This window comes from Thermodesulfomicrobium thermophilum DSM 16697, assembly GCF_059568695.1.
In genome coordinates this window covers 16467-35986 of record NZ_JCANTW010000001.1, presented here as the reverse complement: position 1 = coordinate 35986, position 19520 = coordinate 16467, and the positions used below count along the sequence as shown (strand labels likewise).

At 61.8% G+C, this 19520-nt stretch carries 22 protein-coding genes; 5 read left to right on the top strand and 17 right to left on the bottom strand.

Annotation, left to right across the window (positions count from 1 at the left end; translation table 11 throughout):
* Window positions 1-9: 9 nt before the first annotated feature.
* The 14 genes from guaB to BR00_RS00130 form a co-directional block, all read right to left on the bottom strand.
* Window positions 10-1470 (bottom strand): IMP dehydrogenase, encoded by a 1461-nt coding sequence (gene guaB / locus BR00_RS00195; protein WP_496475612.1) that lies wholly within the window; start codon window positions 1468-1470, stop codon window positions 10-12.
* Window positions 1471-1488: 18 nt separating this feature from the next.
* Window positions 1489-2193, bottom strand: a complete 705-nt coding sequence (locus BR00_RS00190) for an ABC transporter ATP-binding protein (RefSeq protein WP_496475611.1) — start codon at window positions 2191-2193, stop codon at window positions 1489-1491.
* Window positions 2186-2974, bottom strand: coding sequence for an ABC transporter ATP-binding protein (locus BR00_RS00185; protein ID WP_496475610.1), 789 nt, complete (start codon window positions 2972-2974; stop codon window positions 2186-2188). Before BR00_RS00185 ends, BR00_RS00190 begins: the two co-directional genes overlap by 8 nt.
* 3 nt (window positions 2975-2977) lie before the next feature.
* Window positions 2978-4192, bottom strand: a complete 1215-nt coding sequence (locus tag BR00_RS00180; protein ID WP_496475609.1) for an ABC transporter permease subunit — start codon at window positions 4190-4192, stop codon at window positions 2978-2980.
* Window positions 4193-4194: 2 nt separating this feature from the next.
* Window positions 4195-5103, bottom strand: coding sequence for a branched-chain amino acid ABC transporter permease (locus tag BR00_RS00175; RefSeq protein WP_496475608.1), 909 nt, complete (start codon window positions 5101-5103; stop codon window positions 4195-4197).
* A gap of 104 nt (window positions 5104-5207) precedes the next feature.
* Window positions 5208-6317 carry a branched-chain amino acid ABC transporter substrate-binding protein gene (locus BR00_RS00170; protein WP_496475607.1) on the bottom strand — a complete coding sequence of 370 codons (1110 nt, stop codon included), beginning with the start codon at window positions 6315-6317 and terminating at the stop codon, window positions 5208-5210.
* Window positions 6318-6404: 87 nt separating this feature from the next.
* Window positions 6405-6977, bottom strand: coding sequence for a tetratricopeptide repeat protein (locus BR00_RS00165; protein ID WP_496475606.1), 573 nt, complete (start codon window positions 6975-6977; stop codon window positions 6405-6407).
* The gene (locus BR00_RS00160) at window positions 6974-7096 is read right to left on the bottom strand and encodes a CcmD family protein (RefSeq protein WP_496475605.1); all 123 of its coding nucleotides are present in this window, start codon (window positions 7094-7096) and stop codon (window positions 6974-6976) included. Before BR00_RS00160 ends, BR00_RS00165 begins: the two co-directional genes overlap by 4 nt.
* Before the next feature lie 25 nt (window positions 7097-7121).
* Window positions 7122-7799 (bottom strand): cytochrome c biogenesis protein CcsA, encoded by a 678-nt coding sequence (gene ccsA, locus BR00_RS00155; RefSeq protein WP_496475604.1) that lies wholly within the window; start codon window positions 7797-7799, stop codon window positions 7122-7124.
* Window positions 7800-8456, bottom strand: coding sequence for a heme exporter protein CcmB (locus tag BR00_RS00150; protein ID WP_496475603.1), 657 nt, complete (start codon window positions 8454-8456; stop codon window positions 7800-7802). It abuts the gene before it with no gap.
* On the bottom strand, window positions 8450-9103 hold the full coding sequence (locus BR00_RS00145; RefSeq protein ID WP_496475602.1) for an ABC transporter ATP-binding protein: 654 nt from the start codon (window positions 9101-9103) through the stop codon (window positions 8450-8452). The genes BR00_RS00150 and BR00_RS00145 overlap by 7 nt, the downstream gene beginning before the upstream one ends.
* A complete protein-coding gene (locus BR00_RS00140; RefSeq protein ID WP_496475601.1) occupies window positions 9100-10968 on the bottom strand; it encodes a heme lyase CcmF/NrfE family subunit in 1869 nt (622 codons plus the stop codon). The genes BR00_RS00145 and BR00_RS00140 overlap by 4 nt, the downstream gene beginning before the upstream one ends.
* A 10-nt stretch (window positions 10969-10978) precedes the next feature.
* A complete protein-coding gene (locus BR00_RS00135) occupies window positions 10979-11416 on the bottom strand; it encodes a cytochrome c maturation protein CcmE (RefSeq protein ID WP_496475600.1) in 438 nt (145 codons plus the stop codon).
* A gap of 8 nt (window positions 11417-11424) precedes the next feature.
* Window positions 11425-12456, bottom strand: a complete 1032-nt coding sequence (locus BR00_RS00130) for a hemolysin family protein (RefSeq protein ID WP_496475599.1) — start codon at window positions 12454-12456, stop codon at window positions 11425-11427.
* Between the two features lie 90 nt (window positions 12457-12546).
* On the opposite strand from BR00_RS00130, the gene BR00_RS00125 reads away from it, so the two are divergent.
* On the top strand, window positions 12547-13464 hold the full coding sequence (locus tag BR00_RS00125; protein ID WP_496475598.1) for a hypothetical protein: 918 nt from the start codon (window positions 12547-12549) through the stop codon (window positions 13462-13464).
* Between the two features lie 14 nt (window positions 13465-13478).
* On the opposite strand, the gene BR00_RS00120 is transcribed toward BR00_RS00125, so the two are convergent.
* A complete protein-coding gene (locus BR00_RS00120) occupies window positions 13479-14585 on the bottom strand; it encodes a hypothetical protein (RefSeq protein ID WP_496475597.1) in 1107 nt (368 codons plus the stop codon).
* Between the two features lie 140 nt (window positions 14586-14725).
* Between BR00_RS00120 and BR00_RS00115 the strand changes: the two genes are divergently transcribed.
* Genes BR00_RS00115 through BR00_RS00100 form a run of 4 tightly spaced genes read left to right on the top strand, consistent with a single transcriptional unit; the run spans window position 14726 to window position 18258 of the window.
* Window positions 14726-15859: an MlaE family ABC transporter permease gene (locus tag BR00_RS00115; protein WP_496475596.1), complete on the top strand. Its 1134-nt coding sequence runs from the start codon at window positions 14726-14728 to the stop codon at window positions 15857-15859.
* 1 nt (window position 15860) lies between these two features.
* Complete coding sequence (locus tag BR00_RS00110; RefSeq protein WP_496475595.1) at window positions 15861-16619, top strand: ABC transporter ATP-binding protein; 759 nt, start codon at window positions 15861-15863, stop codon at window positions 16617-16619.
* Complete coding sequence (locus BR00_RS00105) at window positions 16616-17638, top strand: MlaD family protein (protein ID WP_496475594.1); 1023 nt, start codon at window positions 16616-16618, stop codon at window positions 17636-17638. The genes BR00_RS00110 and BR00_RS00105 overlap by 4 nt, the downstream gene beginning before the upstream one ends.
* Window positions 17635-18258 carry an ABC-type transport auxiliary lipoprotein family protein gene (locus BR00_RS00100; RefSeq protein ID WP_496475593.1) on the top strand — a complete coding sequence of 208 codons (624 nt, stop codon included), beginning with the start codon at window positions 17635-17637 and terminating at the stop codon, window positions 18256-18258. Before BR00_RS00105 ends, BR00_RS00100 begins: the two co-directional genes overlap by 4 nt.
* On the opposite strand, the gene BR00_RS00095 is transcribed toward BR00_RS00100, so the two are convergent.
* The gene (locus tag BR00_RS00095) at window positions 18221-19111 is read right to left on the bottom strand and encodes an LOG family protein (RefSeq protein ID WP_496475592.1); all 891 of its coding nucleotides are present in this window, start codon (window positions 19109-19111) and stop codon (window positions 18221-18223) included. The two genes, BR00_RS00100 and BR00_RS00095, sit on opposite strands and share 38 nt — an antisense overlap.
* A complete protein-coding gene (locus BR00_RS00090) occupies window positions 19104-19505 on the bottom strand; it encodes a Rid family detoxifying hydrolase (protein WP_496475591.1) in 402 nt (133 codons plus the stop codon). The genes BR00_RS00095 and BR00_RS00090 overlap by 8 nt, the downstream gene beginning before the upstream one ends.
* Window positions 19506-19520: the final 15 nt, after the last annotated feature.

The following is a 19520-nucleotide window of genomic DNA, read 5'->3' as shown; positions in this document are numbered from 1 at the left end:
ACGCTCCCGTCAGTACGATTCCACCCGGTAATTGGGGGCCTCTTTGGTGATGATCACATCGTGCACGTGGCTTTCCCGCAGACCCGCAACGGAGATCTCCACGAAACGGGCCTTTTCTTGCAAGGAGGGGATGTCTGCGGCGCCCACATAGCCCATGCCCGAGCGCACGCCGCCCACCAGTTGATCGATGGTGTCCATGACCGAGCCCTTGTACGGCACGCGCCCCACGATGCCCTCGGGCACCAGCTTCTTGGATCCTTCCTGGAAGTAGCGGTCGCTGCTGCCTTCCTTCATGGCGTCAATAGAGCCCATGCCACGATAAATCTTGTAGGTGCGGCCTTGATAGAGAATGGTCTCGCCAGGGCTCTCGTCCGTACCGGCGAACATGGAACCCATCATCACCGTATCCGCCCCAGCCACCAAGGCCTTGACCACGTCGCCCGAAAACTTGATGCCGCCGTCGGCGATGCAGTGGCGGCCAAATTCCCGGCAGGCCCGTGAGCACTCCATGATGGCGGTGATCTGCGGGACTCCAACTCCGGCGACGATGCGGGTGGTGCAGATGGACCCCGGACCAATGCCGACTTTCACCGCGTCCGCACCGGCCTCGAGCAAGGCCCGAGCCCCGGCGTAGGTGGCGACATTGCCGGCGACGAGCTGCACCTGCGGCCAAGCGGCCTTGATGGCCCGCACTCCTTCGAGGATGTTGCGGGAGTGGCCGTGGGCGGAATCCAGCACCAGCACGTCCACTCCGGCCTTGATGAGCGCCTCGGCCCGCGCAAGCCCCGCCTGCCCCACGCCGATGGCCGCACCCACCCGCAGCCGACCATGGGAATCTTTGCAGGCATTGGGATATTTGCGAATCTTATCAATGTCCTTAATGGTCAGAAGGCCGCGTAGCTTGTTGGTCTCGTCCACCACCAGCAGCTTTTCGATACGATTTTCATGCAGGTGCCGCTTGGCTTCGTCCAGCGAGATACCCATGGGCACAGTGACCAGATTCTGGCTCGTCATCACCGCATGCACCGGGGTGGTCAAATCCGTGACAAAACGCACGTCACGGTTGGTGATGATGCCCACCAATCGGTCCTCCTCCACCACCGGCAGGCCGGAGATGCGATACTCGCGCATGAGCTCCAGCACATGCTCCACCGTATCGTTGGGAGCCACGGTGATGGGGTCGAGGATCATACCGGACTCCGACTTCTTGACCTTCAAGACCTCCAAGACCTGCCGCTCCACCGGCATGTTTTTGTGGATGATGCCAATGCCGCCAGCCCGCGCCAGGGAGATGGCCATGCGCGACTCCGTCACCGTATCCATGGCCGCGCTGAGAAACGGAATGTTCAAACGGATCTCCCGAGTCAGCCACGTGCCGATGTCCACGGCATCGGGCAGCACCTCGGAGTAATCCGGCACCAACAGTACATCATCAAAGGTGAGCGCCTTGCCCAATATTTTTTCCGACATAGATTTCGCTTCCATGGTTCAAATACCGAGATATGCCTTGCGCACCTCTTCGTTGGTGAGCAGGGCGTGCGCCGAATCTTCCATCGTGATCCGGCCGTTTTCCATCACATAGCCCCGATGCGCGATCTTCAGGGCCTGGTGGGCATTTTGCTCCACCAAAAATACCGTGGTTCCGCTTTCATTGACCTTGCGGATAATGGCAAAAATCTGCTGGATCACGATGGGGGCAAGTCCCAAAGACGGCTCATCGAGAAGCAGCAGCCGCGGCCGCGCCATAAGCGCGCGGGAGATGGCAAGCATCTGCTGCTCACCGCCGGACAGGGTGCCCCCGAGCTGCCGCCGCCGTTCGGCCAAGATGGGGAAGAGTTCAAAGACGTAATCGAGGTCTTGGGCAATGCCGGCCGTGTCGCTGCGCAAAAACGCCCCCAGCTCCAAATTCTCCATGACCGTCATCTCCGGGAAGATGAGCCGGCCTTCAGGCACCTGCGAAATCCCCAACGCTACGATGCGATCCGGCCGCAGGGTATGGATAGGACGGCCCTCGAAGAGCACTTCTCCGCGCCGCGGCGGGGTGGCGCCGCAAATGGACATCAGCGTCGTCGTCTTGCCCGCGCCATTGGCACCGATAAGCGTGACAATCTCCCCTTTGCGAATGGAAAGGGAAACGTCATGCAGGGCTTGGATATTGCCGTAAAACGTGCACACCCCTTTGAGTTCAAGCATGCTCCACCTCCCCAAGATAGGCCTTGATGACCCGGGGGTCGTGGCTCACTGCTTCCGGTGTGCCTTCGGCAATGAGGCAACCATATTCCATGACGTAAATACGTTCCGAAATGGACATCACCATACTCATGTCGTGCTCGATGAGCAAAATCGTCAGGCCAAATTGATCGCGGATCTGAAGCACCAAGTCCTTGAGGGCGGCGGTCTCCTGGGGATTCATGCCCGCCGCCGGCTCATCGAGCAAAAGCAGGCGGGGCTCCGTGGCCAGGGCGCGGGCGATTTCCAAACGGCGCTGCTGGCCATACGGGAGGTTGGCCGCCAGCTCGTTGTACCAACGGTGCAGCCCCAATGCCTTGAGAAGCGCATAGCTCTTCTCGACGATTTCCGCCTCCTCCCGGCGCACCCAACCCGGCCGAAACACCGCGCCAAAGATGCCGGCCTTGGTGCGGCAATGGCGGGCCACCATGACGTTTTCCAAAACACTCATGTTCTGGAACAGGCGGATATTCTGAAAGGTGCGGGCCATGCCCAGGGCGGTGACGGCGTTGGGTTTCATACCGCTGATGCGCACCGGCGCGCTTGCCCTGGGGGTGAAATACACCTCCCCTTCCGTGGGGGTGTAGATACTCGTCACACAATTGAAAAACGTGGTCTTCCCCGCGCCATTGGGACCGATGAGAGAAACGATCTCCCCGTCGCGCACCACGACGGTCACGTCGTTCAAGGCGCGCAGCCCTCCAAAGTTCATGGACACGGAACGGACATCCAAAACCGATTCCATCGACTATTCTCCACTAAGCTCAAGTTCCCGGTCCACGATGCGGTACTGCTTGCTTCGCGCAGGGATCATGCCTTGAGGACGAAAGACCATCATAAGGACCATGGCTGCCGCAAAGAGGATCATCCGATATTCCGAGAAGGCGCGCATATACTCAGGCAGCAGCACCAAGAACGCGGCGCCGAGAATGACGCCCCAATTGGATCCCATGCCTCCCAACACCACAATGGAGAGGATGATGGCGGATTCGAAAAACGTAAAACTGGCCGGGTTGATGAACGTGACCTTGGCGGCAAAGATGACGCCGGCAAACCCTGCCCAAGCCGTCCCCAATCCAAAGGCCATGAGCTTCACACCGACACGATCGATCCCCATTGCTTCACAGGCGATCTCGTCTTCACGCAGCGCCTGGAGCGCACGACCTACACGAGAGTCCTTCAAGCGCTCCGCCACCACGAAGGTCACCAACACCGCCACGAATACAATATAGTAAATGTAGATGTTGGTTCCAGCAACCGTCATTTCCTGACCGAAGAACCCGGGACGGTCGATATTGGAAATTCCCGAAGGTCCACCCGTCAGGTCGCTCCAATTTTCCAGCACCAATCGGACGATCTCCCCAAAGCCGAGGGTGACGATGGCGAGATAGTCGCCCCGCAGCCGCAATACCGGAAAGGCAAGCAACACCCCGGCCACAGCGGCGAGCACGCCCCCCATGGGCAGCACGGTCCAAAAACCCCATCCAAAGTAATGATTGAGCAACGCATAGGCATAGGCACCGATGGCATAGAAAGCGGCATACCCCAGAAAAAGCAGCCCAGCTACGCCCACCACGATGTTGAGCCCAATACCCAGCATCACATAAAGAAAGAAGGAAATGAGGATATTGGTCTGATAGGTGGAGACCAGCCAGGGGATGCCCATGAAGACCACCAGGAGCGCTGCACCCAACGTGCGCGTCACAACCGGGGAATCCCAGACGCGGACGGAGCGCTCCCCCGCGCCAGAGGCCGCATTGGCCAGCATGGTTTCCCGCCGGACAAGAGCCCAGCGCCACACTGCCGAAAGCACAAAAGCGCCGACACCCACGATCGCAAGATTCGCCCACCGCCACTGGATGGTGTTCTCAATGGTATTCACCCGCACCGCCACCAAAGGAAAGGTGAGGACCATGAACCACAGGCTGACGCCCAACGATTTGAAAAATTCGCGTGCCACCATGACTATACTTTTTCCACCTTGGCCTTGCCCATGATGCCGGAAGGCCGAAAAATGAGAAAGATCAACAGCAACGAAAAGGCAAAGACGTCTTCATAGTCGCTGGAAATATACCCTGCGCCGAAACTCTCGGAGAGCCCCAAAAACAAGCCTCCCAACATAGCGCCAGGAAGCGAACCGATCCCGCCCAACACAGCCGCAGTAAAGGCTTTGATCCCTGCGAGAAACCCTATGGCAAAGTTCACCATGCCCACATGGGAGGCAATGAGCACCCCGCCCACCGCGGCCAAGGCGGAGCCGATGATGAAGGTCACCGAAATCACCCGGTCTGCGTCGATACCGAGCAGCATCGCCATCTTGCGATTCTGAGCCGTGGCCCGCATGGCTTTCCCCATTTTGGTGTATTTGATGAACAGGGTAAGACCGGCCATGAGCACCGCGCTCACCACGACGATGAGAAAATCCGAAGAGGCGAAAATATGGGCGATGGGCTCAAGGAAGGCAAACTCCGGGATCAAGGACGGGAATGGGACAAAGTCCGAAGTCTGCACCAAGATGACATAGTTCTGCAAAAAGAGCGACATGCCAATGGCGGAGATCAAAGGAGAAAGCCTGCCTGCTTGACGCAAGGGCTTATAGGCGATCTTCTCAATAGTATAGCCGTACCCAGCACAGTAGATCATGGAAACCAGCACCGCCAACACCAAAATGGCCGGGAGAGGAAATCCCATGGTCCCTAAAATTCCCGCAACGATAAGACCCGTAAAGGCCCCGATCATATAAATTTCGCCATGTGCAAAATTGATGAGTTCAATAATACCGTACACCATGGTGTAGCCGATAGCGATCAGGGCGTAGATGGAGCCGCGGGTGAGTCCGCTCAAAAAGAGTTCAAAAAAATATTGTACATCCATGAATAGATTTCCTGAAAAACAGCGCTACATGAAGAAAAAACGCTCACCGTGAAATGATGAGCAGAATGCGGAGGGCGGGAGTATCTCCCGCCCTCAGGAAGCGACTACTTCATTTCCACGTACTTGCCGTTTTGCACTTGGTACATGGAGAAGCCGACCCCCTCGGCGTCGCCGCGGGTATCAAATTTGATCGTCCCCACCGGGGTCTCCACCAGGTCCGAGCGCATGACCTTGGCCATGGCGTCAAAATCCGTGGAACCTGCCTTGGCGACAGCGTTTACGGCAGCCAGCATGGCGGCATAAGCGGAATCGAAGAACGCACCCGGATCCGTGCCGAACATGGCCTTGTGGGCTTCGATGGCTTCTTTGTTCAGAGCCAGGCCGGAAACATCCTTGGGACCAGAGGCATAAACGCCCTCGGCATCCTTACCGGCCACCTTGATGAAGGTGTCATCCTTCACGCCGTCATCGGAGATGAAATGCACGTCGATGCGTTTCTTCTTGATCTGGGAGACAAGCTTGGAGGCCTCCGGATGGTAGCCGCCGAACATCACCGTGTCCGCACCGGACTGCCGGATCTTCTGCACCACGGCAGAGTAGTCCACCGCGCCAGGGGTAATCCCTTCAAAAAGCACGACCTGGGCCTTGCCGCCTTCTTCGATGAACTTCTTGGCAAACTCCGCGTAGCCCTTGCCGTAGTCCCCCTTGTCATGGAGCACGGCAATTTTCTTGGCCCCAAGTTTGCCCACCGCAAAGTCCACACCCAGTTTGGCCTGAGCATCGTCCGAAGCAATGGTGCGGAAGAACGTGGGATACTGGCCGCTCTGGGTGAGCTCGGGGTTGGTGGCGGAGGGCGAGATGACCATCACCTTGGCTTCGGTATAAATGGGCAGTGCCGCCTTGGTCGCTCCCGAACAGATATGGCCGATGACCACCTTGGCACCATCGGAGACCAACTTAGTGGCAACATTGGTGGCGAGCTCTGGTTTGCACTGATCGTCCTGCACCACGAGCTCGATCTGCTTCCCGTTGATCCCCCCTTTGTCATTGACCTGCTTGGCCACGATCTTGGCGGCATTCACCGTGGGCAGACCGTACGACGCCAAGTCTCCGGTGTGGGCCCCGGCCACGCCAATTTTGATGGTGTCGGCACTGGCTGCGCCGGCAAAGGCCAGGCACACGGCCACCACGAAACTGGAAATCTTTCCTTTCATCCGAACCTCCATGCACAGATTTAGGTTAGGGAGAAAACATACGTCGCATAGACGACGGAAAATCCGTGGGATTCACTCTGACTACCATCAGCGACTTTGCGGTGTCAAAGCGTTTTCCGCCCCCAAGGCCGCGAGATCTTCCTTGGCCTGCGCCGCCAAGCGGGGGTCCGGACCATGCACCACGGCCTCAAAATGCCTGCGGGCCGTGTCCGTGGCGTTGAGATAGTACGCATAGAGCACGCCAAGATTGTAGTGGGCGTGCGGATTTTGGGCATCCACCTCCACCATGCGGGAGAAGACTTCCGCAGCCTCCGGGTGACGTCCCAGCTGGAACAGGCACACGCCCTTTTGGTTGAGCGCTTCCAAGTCCTTCGGGGCCTTGGCCAAGACCATATCCCAAAAATTCATGGCCCGCACCCACGCGCCCATCTGCATAAAAAGCATACCCAGATGCCGCATGGCATCCTCGTCTTCGGGGTTGGCCTGCAGGCGCTCCATGAGAGCGGACACTTCGGCCATATTGCCCATACCCTCGTTCATGCTCCGCCGCTCTTCATGCACCACGATGGAGGGATGCTCCACCCGGTAAGCCAAAGCGGCCAAGCCAATGAGCACCACCGCTGCCAGGGCGAATCGCCCTCCCATGACTATAGCTTTCATGGTTGCCGCTCCAAGCGCGCAAGACGCCGCTCCAGACGCCGCAGCGCCACGACCAAGCCCGTGACGTAGGCCGCCAGGGCCAACCACACTGCCCCATGGGCCAACACGACATATTCCATAGCGCCTCCTCGTATCCCCCCAAAACTACGCTTCACGACGCGCCAACCGGGCAAGAGCGACCCGCGAGACGCGCGCCGTCAACACTGCCACCCGAAACCGCGCCAGGACCAAAGCCGCCACCAAAAGACCAAAGGCCAAGCCATGAACCACCAAGGCGACCCACATTTCCGGCTCCATCCCGCCGCCTTGGCCGAGCACCACCGGATGGATGGAACGCCACAGCCGTGCGGACACGAACACCAGCGGCACGTCCACAAAGGCCACGATGCCCAGCACCGCACAGATCACCGGCCCGCGGCTTCCGAGGTCCGAGGCGCGCAGGGCCAGATACCCTGCATACACGAACCACAACACCAGCGTCGTCGTGAGCCGAGGGTCCCACGTCCACCACGTGTTCCACGCCGCCCGGCCCCACAGCGATCCGGTCATCAAGGCCAAGCCCGCCAAAAGCACCCCCACTTCCGCCAGCACGCCGGCAAGCACGTGGCACCAATCACTCTTCTTCCACAGCACCCCAATGCTCGCCGCAAACACCCCAAAAAAACACACAAACGCCCACCAGGCCAACGGCACGTGCAGATAGAAGATTTTCTGCACCACCCCCATGACCGCTTCCAGAGGCGCATACACCCAGACCACCCATTGGGCCACCGCCAGTCCCAATCCGCCCGCCACGGCAGCCACGAGATTCCACCGGCCCATCTACCGACCTCGCAAGACAAAAGGAAAAAGGATCAAGGCCACACCAAAAAACACGGCGTCAAAGGCCAAAGCGAGCCCCAACCACTGCCCGACACCGGCATCCCCGGCCAACACCATGGCCCCTCCCCGAATGCCGGCAAGAATCAAAGGCATCTGCAAAGGAAACACGATCACCGTAAGCAGCGTGTCCCGTGCCCCTTGGCTGAGAGCCCCCAAAAGTGCGCCCACAAGACATAGCCCCACGTCCACGGCCAGGATCAAGGGCACCATACCCCAATGCCCCATGGCAACGCCCAAAAAGACCGCCGCCGCGGGGAAGAAAACGAGCTGGCACATCCCAAGAAGCGCCAGTCCCACCACGGCCTTGGCCAACCAAAAGCTTTGCGGCGCAATCGGCGCAAGGAGCAGGGCGGTCAGCACGCCGTTTTCCTCCTCCAAACGAAAGAGCGTGGAACTTTGCAAGATGCTCGCAAATACCGAAGCCAGCCAAAAGATGGCCATGGCGTCCTGCGGGCTGAAGCGCTCGCCAGGCGGCGCGGAAAGGCTGAACCCAAAGACCAAGAGCAGCCCCAGGAGGATCGGTTGGGCCACATGCGCCCCCCGAGCCAAGACGAGGCGGACGTCCTTGGCCATGACCGCTGCAGCGGACCTCAGCATACCGACTCCCACACAAAGTCCCTGGCCGGACCAAGATAGTGGACGCGGCCCCCGCGCAAGTGGAGCACCGACGTCGCCAAGGGAAGATCCCGCGCCACGTCGTGCGACACCCACACCACGGCCGCGCCGTTTTGGCTGAGGGACTGAATCTCCCGGTGGAGGATCGCGACCGAAGCCATGTCCAGTCCAGTGGCGGGTTCATCCAAAAACACCAGACGCGGGGCGAGCAGCATGACCCGCGCCAACGACAACCGCTGGGCCATACCCCGAGAAAACGTCCCTGCGGGCTCCATGGCCCACTGCGCAAGTCCGACCCGCCCCAGCACTGCCTCCACGGTGGATTCGTCCGCCGGAAGTCCATACAGCCGAGCCCAAAAGCGCAGATTTTCCAGGGCAGTCAAGGAGCCGTACACGTACGTGCCATGGCCCATCATGGCCATGGCCGCTGAGGGGACCGTAGTCTGCACCACGCCGTGGCGCGGCTCCATGAGGCCAGCCAGAAGCGCCAGCAAGGTAGATTTGCCGGCCCCGTTGGGACCAACCACGAGAAGGACCTCGCCGGAGCGCACCGCGAGCCCAACCCCCTGAAACACCCAGCGGTCCCCATAGCCGTGGGCGAGATCTTCTGCCCAAAGCAGTGGATTCATGACCGCCGCGTGCGGCGCATGGCCAAGAGTGCGGCCACACACGCCAAGGTAGAGCCGATCCAAATCCAATTCACCAACGGCTGGATGCTGAACTTGAAGCTTGCCTTCTCGGCCTCGTCAAAGCCCAGAAGGCTCGCGTACACCTCCGCGCCCAAAGAAGGGATCACCGACACTTCCGCAAAACTCTGGCGGAAGTTGGGATACAAGCGCTTTTCTGGCACCACCACGCCAAGCTCGCGTCCGTCTCGCCACACGCGCACCTGGGCGGTATGGCGCTCCACCGGGCCTTCGTGATCGTGAAGCAGCTCTTCGTACACGAAACGGTATTCACCCAGAACGGCTTCACCGCCACGGGCGAGCTCCACTTCCACTTCGGTCTTATACGCCGCAGAAAAGGCAACCCCCACGGCGATGAGCCCCATGCCCAGGTGTACGCCGTACGCACCGAGGAGCGTTCGGGAGCGCAACCACTGGGGTCGGCGCACGAAGACCATGACCACACAAGCAAGCGTCATGAACCCGCCAAGGGCGCCAATCACGGCCAAAGGATGGCGGTAGCCGGCGACAAACATTCCGACCGCGCCCAGCACCCCCACGCAGAGCACCACGCCAAGGCCTACCCGGTCCGCAACGCCGCTCTTCTGGGCAAACCAAGGACAGACGGCCATGAGCACCATGAGGCCCGCCCCCAGGGGAAGGCATGCCCGATTATAGAAGTCCGCCCCCAAGCCTTGGGTGGAGGCGCTCCACGCGCGACTCAAAAGCGGCCAATTGACCCCCACGAGTACGACCACCGCCATGCCCACCAAAAGCCAGGCCGCCACAAAGAGCATCCCCGGCCGATTCCAGATGGTCTCATCCGTGGACGCGCCGGATGCGGTACGCATGGTCACATATACGGTCCACCCGAGTCCCAAGAGCAGCAAAGCCAAAAGCGGCACCCCCATGCGACTGCCACCAAAGGCATGCAGCGACTCGATCATGCCGCTGCGCACCACGAAGGTGGCAAAAAAGCACAACAGCAGGGTAATCCATGCGAGAAAGACATTGGTGCGGGCCAAAGCCCCGCTACGCCCCGCCACCGCGGTATGGAGAAAGGCAGTGCCCGCAAGCCAGGGGATGAGCGAGGCGTTTTCCACCGGGTCCCAGGCCCAGTATCCTCCCCACCCCAGTTCCATATACGACCACCAGGCGCCCAAAGCGATGCCTGCGGAAAGAAAGCTCCAGGCCATCAGGTTCCAATTGCGCATGGCCGAAAGCCAGCCCCGGTCCCCGGCCAAGGCACCGGCCACGGCCATGCACGCCGGCACCGTGTAGGCCGCGTACCCCAAGAAAAGCAGCGGCGGATGGAAGATCATGCCGGGGTTCTGGAGCAGGGGGTTGAGACCATTGCCCTGCTTGGGCACGGGATCCAGGCGGAGAAACGGATTGCTCGGCCCAGTCAAGGCGTAGAGGAAAAAGAGCTCCACCGCGAGGTAGAACAGCCAGAAGAGGACCTTGCCCGGTTCACTCAAGCTCCGGTAGCCCTCCGTGCGGGCGACCACCATGCCCATCACGGCCACCGCCGCATACCAGAACAAAAATGAGCCGTCCTGGCCCGCCCAAAACGCGGTCACGGCATAGAAGAGCGGCAAAAAGGTGTCCGTGTAGTCGCGCACGTACACAAAAGAAAAGTCCCGAATAGCCAAGGCGTACACGAGCACCAACGACACCAAGAGCGCCACCGCGGCCAACACCGTCTGCGAACGCTCGAGCACGACGAGAGAGACTCCATCCCCCGCGGCAAGGCGCAGGGCCGAAGTCACCGCCACATAAATTCCGCCCACCAGGCAGGCGAAGAGGAGCACAAAACATACGGCGTGCATGAAACCTCCACTAGGAACCGGTGTATCCCGGCGGCCGCATGCGGCCCTGTTCGTCTTTCTGATACTTGGATGGGCATTTGGTCATGAGCACCGTGGCGTCGAAGGTCGTGCCCGAAAGTGTGCCCTCCACAATGACTTCCACGCCGGGCTTGAAAGTGTCCGGCACGGCGCCGGAATAGCGCACCGTGATCTGCTGGCTGGAATCATCTTTGTCCTGGAGCACGAAGTTCGCCCCAAGGCCGCTCGCCGGACGCTCCAGGCCTTCCGCCAGCACCACGCCAAAGAGCCGTGCCGGATGGCTCTGGCCGGCAGGCATGGCCAGCGCTTCGCGGACATTGAGAAAATACATTTTTTCCTGGGAAATTCCGCTCACCACCAAATAACCCACCCCCGCCGCCACCAGGGCGAAGGCCACTGCATACATCCATCCTTGTTTCGCCTTGGGCATTGTTCTCCTCATGCGGGCGGGACCTTGCGCCGGCGCCGAGCCAGCTCCTGCATGTCCGCCACCTGATCGGTTTCGTCCACGATTTCCTTGCCGAGGATCTCTTCCAACACGTCTTCCAGGCTCACCACACCGGACACCCCGCCGTATTCGTCGAGCACCACCATGAGATGGGTGCGGCTTTCCAGGAAGCGGATGAGCAGACGGTCCAGATGCATCCCTTCCGGCACGAACTCCACCGGCCGGACGAGGTTGACGAGCGGCATGTGGTGCCGGTCCTCGGCCAGGGCCTGCAGCACTTCCCGGCGGTATACCAGCCCCACGATGTCTTCGGGGTCATCGCCCGCGTATACCGGCACCCGACTATGCGGCCACGGGGCGCCCTTACGCCAAGCCTCATCCACGGTCAAATCCACCGGGAGCGAGAAGATCACCAGGCGCGGGGTCATGATGTCGGCCACGGTCTTGCGGTCCAAGGCCAAAATATTCCGCAAGGAAGATTCTTCGTATGGACGAATAACCCCAGCCTGCCGAGAGAGGTGAATCATGGCCAAAAGGTCTTCTTCTGTAGCCAGCGGCCCCTGAGTGCTGCCACCCTTGATCCAGCGCACGACCCCCTGCACGAGAAAGATCCACGGCCGCAGCAGGAGAGTGAGCCCGGCCACCAACGGCGCCAGCATCGTGGCCGTGGTGCGACAATGGGTCACGCCAATGGTCTTGGGCACCACCTCGGAAAGCAGCAGGATAAGGAGGGTAAATCCTGTGGAAAAAGCCCAGAGCCACTGCTCCCCGAGCACTTCTCCCGCCAAGGCTCCAGCCACGGCAGCCCCCGCGGTGTTGGCCACGGTATTGAGGGTCAAGATGGCGGTAATGGGACGATCGATCTGCGTGCGCAGACGGTACAGCGTCTCCCCCCCGGGGCGCTTCTGATGCCGAAGTCCTTCGATATGACTCCACGGGACCGCATACAGAGCAGCTTCCGCAAGCGAACACAACGCGGATACGCCAACCACCAGGGCCACCGTTATCACCAATGCCACCACGCCCGCCTCCTTGACGCCATCTTGCCCCGCCGCCGCCTTTGCGGCACAAGGCCCGCCAGCACCTCGACTTCTTCTTTAAGGATACTTGCCATGACTTTTGTCGTCACCACGTGGAGCCTCTTTCTCATCCCGGTCGTCGTCCTCGGTGCGTCCCTCTTCTGGGGCGCCCCCATCATCGCCCTCGTGAGCGAACTCGCCGCTGCCGTGAGCAAACGGCCGCTGCCGCTCCGGCTCGCCCAGCAGCAAAGCCGTCTCGCCCTCGTGATCCACCCCGCTCTTTGGGCCGCCGTCGGGGCGATTTTCTGGGTCGCTCTCCCCGAGATCCGACCCCGATTCGAAGCGGGCGTCCTGCCCTGGACCACCGTCATCCTCGCTGCCGCCGGCTCCTGCCTCACCATGGCCTGGGCGCTCACCTGGAACCTCGCTCGGCAACGCCGAGGATTCCATATCGTCTTAGGATGCGCTGCCAACATGTGCCTCAAGTACGGATATTGGGGCATCGTCCTCTTGGTGAGCAATGCCAGCCCAGAGACCATCCCCTGGGCCCTGGCCAGCCTCTGGCCCGTGGCGGCCCTCTTCGGCGCCAGCTGCTGCGGCCCCGTCTACCTCGTTCTGCGTCGCAACGCCGATGACTGGGGGCGGGATTACTACCGCTATAGCGCCCGGGTGCTGGGAAGATGGGTCGCCGGCACCGCCGTGCTCCTCGCCGCAGGGATGTCCTGGGCCTTTATGGCCTATCATAAGACTGCCAACCTGTTTCTGCCTCCGCTCTTCTTCCCGGCGATGGCAGCGGCAGGGCTCCTGGCCTGCTGCGCCCTCATGGGGCTCGTCCTTGCCCGCGCCGAGCATCCCATGCGCCACAAAATCGTCATGGCCGGGATCTGGGCTGCAGGGCTCGGGGCCATTGCCCTCCTGGTCTTGGCTGTTGCCGAAGGCGTGAGCCACTACGTCCCGGGCTGGAACATCCTCACCCCACTGCCAGACCTGCTGCAGCATCTCGGCTGGTAGACGTCCGTCCCAAGCTACGGGGTGGAGAATACGGCATCTCCACAAACCTCCGGGTTCGATGCCCTGCCCAGCCGACACTTCCAGAGCTCCAAGAAGACCAGCCGCACCAACTCCTCGTGCGGGAGGGTGCGGCGGTATTCTCCATTTTCCAAAGACGCAGCAAAAGAACGGTTACGCACCTGAGACTGCATGGGGGCAAGCACGCCCTGCACCAAGCCCTGCAAACGGTCTTCGGGCAATGCACGCACCTTCTTGGCCAAAGTGATGGTCTCTGCAAGGGGCGGAAGCCTTGGGGACTCCAGAACCGCGCGAAAATCCACGGCAAACCGCCGCATGCCGGCGAGAATGTGCTCCGGCTTCACCATGTTGATCTCCGCCCACCCTGCCCGCAGCCACTTGAAGGACGCCACGCGGGTAGCGTCGCCCTCCGGCACGAATACCGTCATGGAGCAACCTTCGTACATGTACGACTTGACCCACCCCAAAAAGCCCCCCAGGCCCACGGTGTTGGAAAAAAGGTAATTCCAATCGCGATCTTCACCCACCACCAGGCCGAGCTTGCCCACGGACGACGGCTGGTCCTGGCAGGCCACGGAGATGAGCACCGGCGTCCCGGAAACCAAGCTCAACGACACGGTCCGGTGCTGCAGATATTCATAATATCCGCCGGTATCCAAATTGGGAGAGATGATCTCCCGCTCCACGCCGCGCACCACCCGCGGCGCCGCAAGATCGCCGACCAACCGGCGCATCTCCTCCTTGGCTTCCTCCGAAGTCCACTCCTGAAATCGGATGGACGAGGGCATAGTGGCGTAGGACGGCACATCCGGATGATAGGCATACGATACCACTCGAGGAAACGGGGCCTTGACGGTGAACACGGACACGGCGCCGGAGATGCCGCCACGCTTGGGCAGCGCCCAGGCGCTCCCATCGGGAAGCGTGCGGACCACACGCGCGATCTCCGCTACGGCCTCCGGGGCCGGCGAGCCTCCTGTTTCGGGCAGGGCCAAAAGCTGCTCCAGGGCCCGAGCAGCCGGCATAGACACGGAGAGCTCCTGCGGCGCGCCCCAGGCAACCCCTGCCCAACAGCACACTATGATACCAATCCACCAACGCATTGGAAGTTACTCCTGTACACAAAGGTTGTCCCTACGCATGGCAGGGAGCAGCCCTCCTTCCACAGCCCGCGGGCGAACTCAAGGGGCAGAAGGAGATGCAAAAGTGGACGACAACCCGGCTTTCGAGTAGGCCCCGCCCCATGACCACCGCCTATCGTCTGAAGTCCACGAGCGACGGTCTCGCCGTGATCCTGCCCCCCACCATCCCCGTGGAGAGGCTCTCCGCGATGCTCCAGGAGATCCTCTCCCATTGCGACTCGACGATGCCCCTGCGCATTCTGCTCGAGGAAACGGCGGCCGCCTCCCATACAACCGAACCCTCTACAGCGGCCTCCCCGCCAGGAGACACCACCGTGGCCCTGGCCCGTGCCCTGGGCCGCGCCGCACAGGCCCGAGGGATGTCCGTCACCTACGCCCCTCGCCTCGAGGCAGCCATGGCGGTGCTCTCCCAACCGCGTACCGACCCAAAGGCCGCGACACAGGAAGGCTTCTTCGCCCGCTTTGGCTGCAAAACCCTGAAAATCGCCCACACCGCCCTGGACCACGCCGCATTTCTAGGAGAGGTATGCGTCTGTCTCATCGGTGTGCTTCGGCATCCCACGAGACTACGCGCCAGCGACACCGCCGCGGCCATGCGCTCCGTGGGTGTGGACGCCGTGCCCATCGTGGGGCTCATCGGCTTTCTTTTGGGCCTCATCATGGCCTTCATGTCCGCAGTGCAACTCGCCCAATTCGGGGCCAACATCTATGTGGCCTCCCTGGTGGCCCTGGCCATGGTGCGGGAACTGGGCCCCATCATGACCGCCATCGTGGTGGCAGGCCGATCCGGCTCGGCCTTCGCCGCGGAGATCGGTACCATGCGCGTCTCCGAAGAAGTGGACGCCCTTATCACCATGGGCTTTGATCCGGTGCGTTTTTTGGTGCTGCCCAAGCTGGTGGCCTCGGCCTTGGTGGTGCCCCTCCTGGCACTCTACGCCAACGCCTTTGCCATCGCCGGGGGCCTGGTGGTGGGCGTATTCATGCTGGATCTCACCCCAACGGCCTACATGCAGCAGACCTTCCGCACCCTCGCCCTATTCGACGTGATCTGGGGATTTTTCAAAAGCGGACTCTTTGCCATCCTCATCGCCCTGGTGGGCTGCCACCGCGGCTTTGCCGTGCGCGGCGGGGCGGAGAGCGTGGGCCGCGCCACCACCTCCGCTGTGGTGACGAGCATCTTCCTGATCATCTTCGTGGATTCGGTGCTCGCCGTGATCCTGCGGTACTGGAGATAAGATGGAGCCCATCATCGAAGTCCGCAATCTCACCATGGGCTTTGGCGCCCGCATCCTGCTGCAGGACGCCTCCTTTACCGTGCGCCGCGGAGAGGTCTTCGCCATCCTTGGGGGGAGCGGCTGCGGCAAGTCCACCCTCATGCGCGTCCTCATGGGCCTAGTGCGCCCTCTTGCCGGGAGCATCACCATCGCCGGCGACGCCCTCGACCCGGACGATGCGGCGAGCTACGGGCGGATCCTTGCCCGCATGGGCGTCATGTACCAGGGCGGCGCGCTGCTCTCTTCCCTCACGCTGGCGGAGAACATCCTGCTGCCGCTCACCGAAGGGGCGGGTTTGCCTGAAGACCTGGCCTGGGATCTGGCCCGTCTCAAGCTTGCCCATGTAGGGCTCTGCGGATTTGAACACTTTCTCCCCGAAGAGATCTCCGGCGGCATGCGCAAACGCGCGGCCATTGCCCGGGCCCTGGCGTTGGATCCAGACATCCTCTTTCTCGATGAGCCTTCCGCCGGGCTCGACCCCATCACCTCGGCGGAGTTGGACGCCCTTATCACGCGCCTCAACCAGAGCCTCGGCACCACCGTGGTGCTGGTGAGCCACGAGCTCCCCTCCATCCTCACGGTGGCGCACCGCGCCATCGTCCTGCACAAGGACTCCCAATCCATCGTGGCCCAAGGGGACCCACGCATGCTGCGCGACCATCCTCCCCACCCCTTTGTGGGCCACTTTTTCCACCGCACCCCCCTGGAGGATGCGTCATGAAAACCCATTCCGTCCACGTCGCCGTGGGCCTCTTTATGACCATCGGCATCGCGCTGGCCACCGCGGTCATCATTTGGCTTGGCGCAAGCTCCATCCTGGACCGCGGCACCGTGTTCGTCACCTACTTCGACGAATCGGTCCAAGGGCTCTCCGTAGACTCTCCGGTCAAGTACCGCGGCGTACCCGTGGGTCGGGTGAGCTCCATCCGCATCGCTCCGGACGGCCGCCTTATCGCCGTGGAGCTCACCATTTCCAAAGAACACGCCCAAGCCATGGAAGCACAACGCAAAAACGCCGTGGCCACGCTTTCCAATGTGGGCATCACCGGCGCCATGTTCGTGGAACTCGACACACGTCTCCCTCACGAGCCTGACCTCTCTCCCAAACTCTCTTTCACCCCGCCCCTGCCGCTGGTGGCCTCTCGGCCGTCGGACATCAAAAAACTCTTCCAGGAAATCGACACCATCACCAAACAGATCCAATCGGTGGATTTCGCCGGCATCTCCCGCCAAACCCTCGATGTCCTGCAGACCATGGACAGCACCCTCAAGGCAGCACGCATCGGGGACATCGCCAACGAAACCCTGACCCTGGTGACCGACGTCCGCCGCGCATTGTCCCGCGAAAAACTCGGCCGCCTCACGGATGACGTGAGCCACGCCGCCCGGGCCATGCGCGGGGCGGCAGAGGCCGCGCAAACCCAAGTCGCCGAGCTTGGCGCGCTGACCCGAGATCTCCGCGCCCTGGTGGCCGCCAACCGCCCGCATGTGGACACCAGCCTTGCGGCCATGGCCGAAAGCGCGCGCACCCTCTCTGCCATCTTGGACCACACCCAAGGGACCATCGCCGGCATGGGGGCCGGCGCCCGACAAGGGACCGAACGGCTCCTCTCCACGCTGGACGCCCTGGAGCGCACCGCCGCCAACCTGGAGCTCCTCTCCGCGCACATCAAAGACCAGCCCTCGTTGCTCTTCTTTTCCGCCCCGCCCAAGCCCGCCCGCGCCACGGAGGAACCATGATCCGCTCTCTGCTCGCCCTGTGCTTCGCACTCTCTCTGGGCGCCTGCGCCAGCACGCCGGTGCCGCAGTTTCGCCTCCACACCCTGGAATACGCGCCCCCCTGCCAGGACCTGCCGCGCGTCCCTGCCATCATCCGCGTGGCCCACTTCGGCATCGTCCCGGAACTGCGCACGCCCGCCTTGGTGGCGAGCCGGCCTTTCTCCCGCAGCGACATCCCGTTGGAACGCTGGCGCGCCCTGCCTTCCGATCTGGCGGCGGACTTTTTACGTCGGGATCTTGCTGCAAGCGCAGTCTACACCGCAGTGGTCGATGCCGGGGCCTATCTGCCCACGGACTTTCGCATCGAAGGCATGGTGGAAGAATGGAGTGCGCGCCAATACGCGCACGGAAGCGAGGCGCGCCTCGGCATCACCATCACCCTGGTGGATGCCCGGGCCCCCTTGGCCCAGGCAGTGGTCTTCCAGCGCCGCTACGACGAGGCCGAACCATGCCCGAGTCCAGGAGGAGCAGGACTGGCCCAAGCCATGAGCGCGGCCATGGCCCGCCTCTCCGCCCGCGTGCAGGCTGATGTGCAGGCCGCCATCACGAAGCGACGGGGGCTTCCAGGGACGCAGCAATGACCTCCCAGGCCTCCTCGGCGCTACTCACATACTGAAAAAGCCGCAGATCTTCGGGATTAATGGTGCCAGCCTCCACCAGGGCATCGAAATGGATGACCTTGGTCCAAAAACGCCGGCCGAAAAGGAGTACCGGCATGGGCCGCACCTTGCGGGTCTGGATCAACGTCAACGCCTCGAAGAGTTCGTCCAAGGTGCCAAATCCGCCGGGAAAGGCCACCAAGGCCTTGGCCCGCATGAGCAGGTGCATCTTGCGGATGGCAAAATAGTGGAATTGGAAACACAGCTCTGGGGTGATGTAGGGGTTGGGATGTTGCTCGAAAGGGAGCACGATATTCATACCGATGCTCTTGGCGCCCACGTCATGAGCCCCCTGGTTGGCCGCCGCCATGATGCCGCCGCCACCGCCGGTGATGACCACCAGACCATGATCTCTCCCTTTTTCCGACACCAACCGGCCAAGCTTGCGGGCTTCTTCGTAAAAGTGCGCATACGTGACCGCAGTGCGCGCCCGGACGAGTTCCTGACGTAACACCAGATCGTCGGGATTCTTCTTGAGCGCCTCGAGCACCTTTTCCAGGCGCAGGGCCGCAGCATCCGGATCCTGGAGGCGGGCGCTGCCATACACCACCACCGTGGCCTCGATCCCCTGCTCCTGCAGGATGAGTTCCGGCTTGAGGAGCTCGAGCTGCAACCGCACCGGCCGCAGCTCTTCGCGGAGCAAAAACTCCTGATCTTGGAAAGCAAGACGATAGGACGGCGATGCCGTCTGTGGACAATCGGCGTGCAGGGTGGCGGAATGGGCGTCTTCGTGGGCGGATGGGAACACTCCGAACCGCCGCGAAAGCTTAGGCATGCAGGCCTCCTTCACCGGCGTCCATGACGGCTACGGCGCGGATTTCCACCAATGCCCCCAAAGGCAGGGCGGCCACCCCGATCACGGCCCGGGCTGGACGATGCGCTCCAAAAAACTGGGCGTACACGGTGTTGAACTCGGCAAACCATTCAAGGTTGGTCACGAAGACGTCCACGCTTGCCACCTGCTCAAGGTTCGCCCCGGCAGCGCTCAGAACGGCCGCCATATTGGCGAGGGCCTGCCGGGCCTGGGCGGCAAATCCCTCGGCAAGACGGCCACTGGCAGGATCGATCCCCAATTGCCCACTGAGGAAAAGCAGCGCTCCGGCCCGGATGGCCTGGCTGTACGGTCCCACCGCCGCAGGGGCTGCATCAGTACTGATGGTTGCAAGCATATCTCCTCCTTCTTC

Coding starts and splice junctions, on each gene's coding strand:
- BR00_RS00180 (WP_496475609.1), bottom strand. CDS start 4,192: ATGGTGGCACGCGAATTTTTCAAATCGTTGGGCGTCAGCCTGTGGTTC.
- BR00_RS00140 (WP_496475601.1), bottom strand. CDS start 10,968: ATGCACGCCGTATGTTTTGTGCTCCTCTTCGCCTGCCTGGTGGGCGGA.
- BR00_RS00105 (WP_496475594.1), top strand. CDS start 16,616: ATGAAAACCCATTCCGTCCACGTCGCCGTGGGCCTCTTTATGACCATC.
- ccsA (WP_496475604.1), bottom strand. CDS start 7,799: ATGGGCCGGTGGAATCTCGTGGCTGCCGTGGCGGGCGGATTGGGACTG.
- BR00_RS00165 (WP_496475606.1), bottom strand. CDS start 6,977: ATGAAAGCTATAGTCATGGGAGGGCGATTCGCCCTGGCAGCGGTGGTG.
- BR00_RS00095 (WP_496475592.1), bottom strand. CDS start 19,111: ATGCCTAAGCTTTCGCGGCGGTTCGGAGTGTTCCCATCCGCCCACGAA.
- BR00_RS00110 (WP_496475595.1), top strand. CDS start 15,861: ATGGAGCCCATCATCGAAGTCCGCAATCTCACCATGGGCTTTGGCGCC.
- BR00_RS00170 (WP_496475607.1), bottom strand. CDS start 6,317: ATGAAAGGAAAGATTTCCAGTTTCGTGGTGGCCGTGTGCCTGGCCTTT.
- BR00_RS00175 (WP_496475608.1), bottom strand. CDS start 5,103: ATGGATGTACAATATTTTTTTGAACTCTTTTTGAGCGGACTCACCCGC.
- BR00_RS00190 (WP_496475611.1), bottom strand. CDS start 2,193: ATGCTTGAACTCAAAGGGGTGTGCACGTTTTACGGCAATATCCAAGCC.
- BR00_RS00150 (WP_496475603.1), bottom strand. CDS start 8,456: ATGCTGAGGTCCGCTGCAGCGGTCATGGCCAAGGACGTCCGCCTCGTC.
- BR00_RS00145 (WP_496475602.1), bottom strand. CDS start 9,103: ATGAATCCACTGCTTTGGGCAGAAGATCTCGCCCACGGCTATGGGGAC.
- BR00_RS00115 (WP_496475596.1), top strand. CDS start 14,726: ATGACCACCGCCTATCGTCTGAAGTCCACGAGCGACGGTCTCGCCGTG.
- BR00_RS00160 (WP_496475605.1), bottom strand. CDS start 7,096: ATGGAATATGTCGTGTTGGCCCATGGGGCAGTGTGGTTGGCCCTGGCG.
- BR00_RS00125 (WP_496475598.1), top strand. CDS start 12,547: ATGACTTTTGTCGTCACCACGTGGAGCCTCTTTCTCATCCCGGTCGTC.
- BR00_RS00090 (WP_496475591.1), bottom strand. CDS start 19,505: ATGCTTGCAACCATCAGTACTGATGCAGCCCCTGCGGCGGTGGGACCG.
- BR00_RS00185 (WP_496475610.1), bottom strand. CDS start 2,974: ATGGAATCGGTTTTGGATGTCCGTTCCGTGTCCATGAACTTTGGAGGG.
- BR00_RS00135 (WP_496475600.1), bottom strand. CDS start 11,416: ATGCCCAAGGCGAAACAAGGATGGATGTATGCAGTGGCCTTCGCCCTG.
- BR00_RS00100 (WP_496475593.1), top strand. CDS start 17,635: ATGATCCGCTCTCTGCTCGCCCTGTGCTTCGCACTCTCTCTGGGCGCC.
- guaB (WP_496475612.1), bottom strand. CDS start 1,470: ATGTCGGAAAAAATATTGGGCAAGGCGCTCACCTTTGATGATGTACTG.
- BR00_RS00120 (WP_496475597.1), bottom strand. CDS start 14,585: ATGCGTTGGTGGATTGGTATCATAGTGTGCTGTTGGGCAGGGGTTGCC.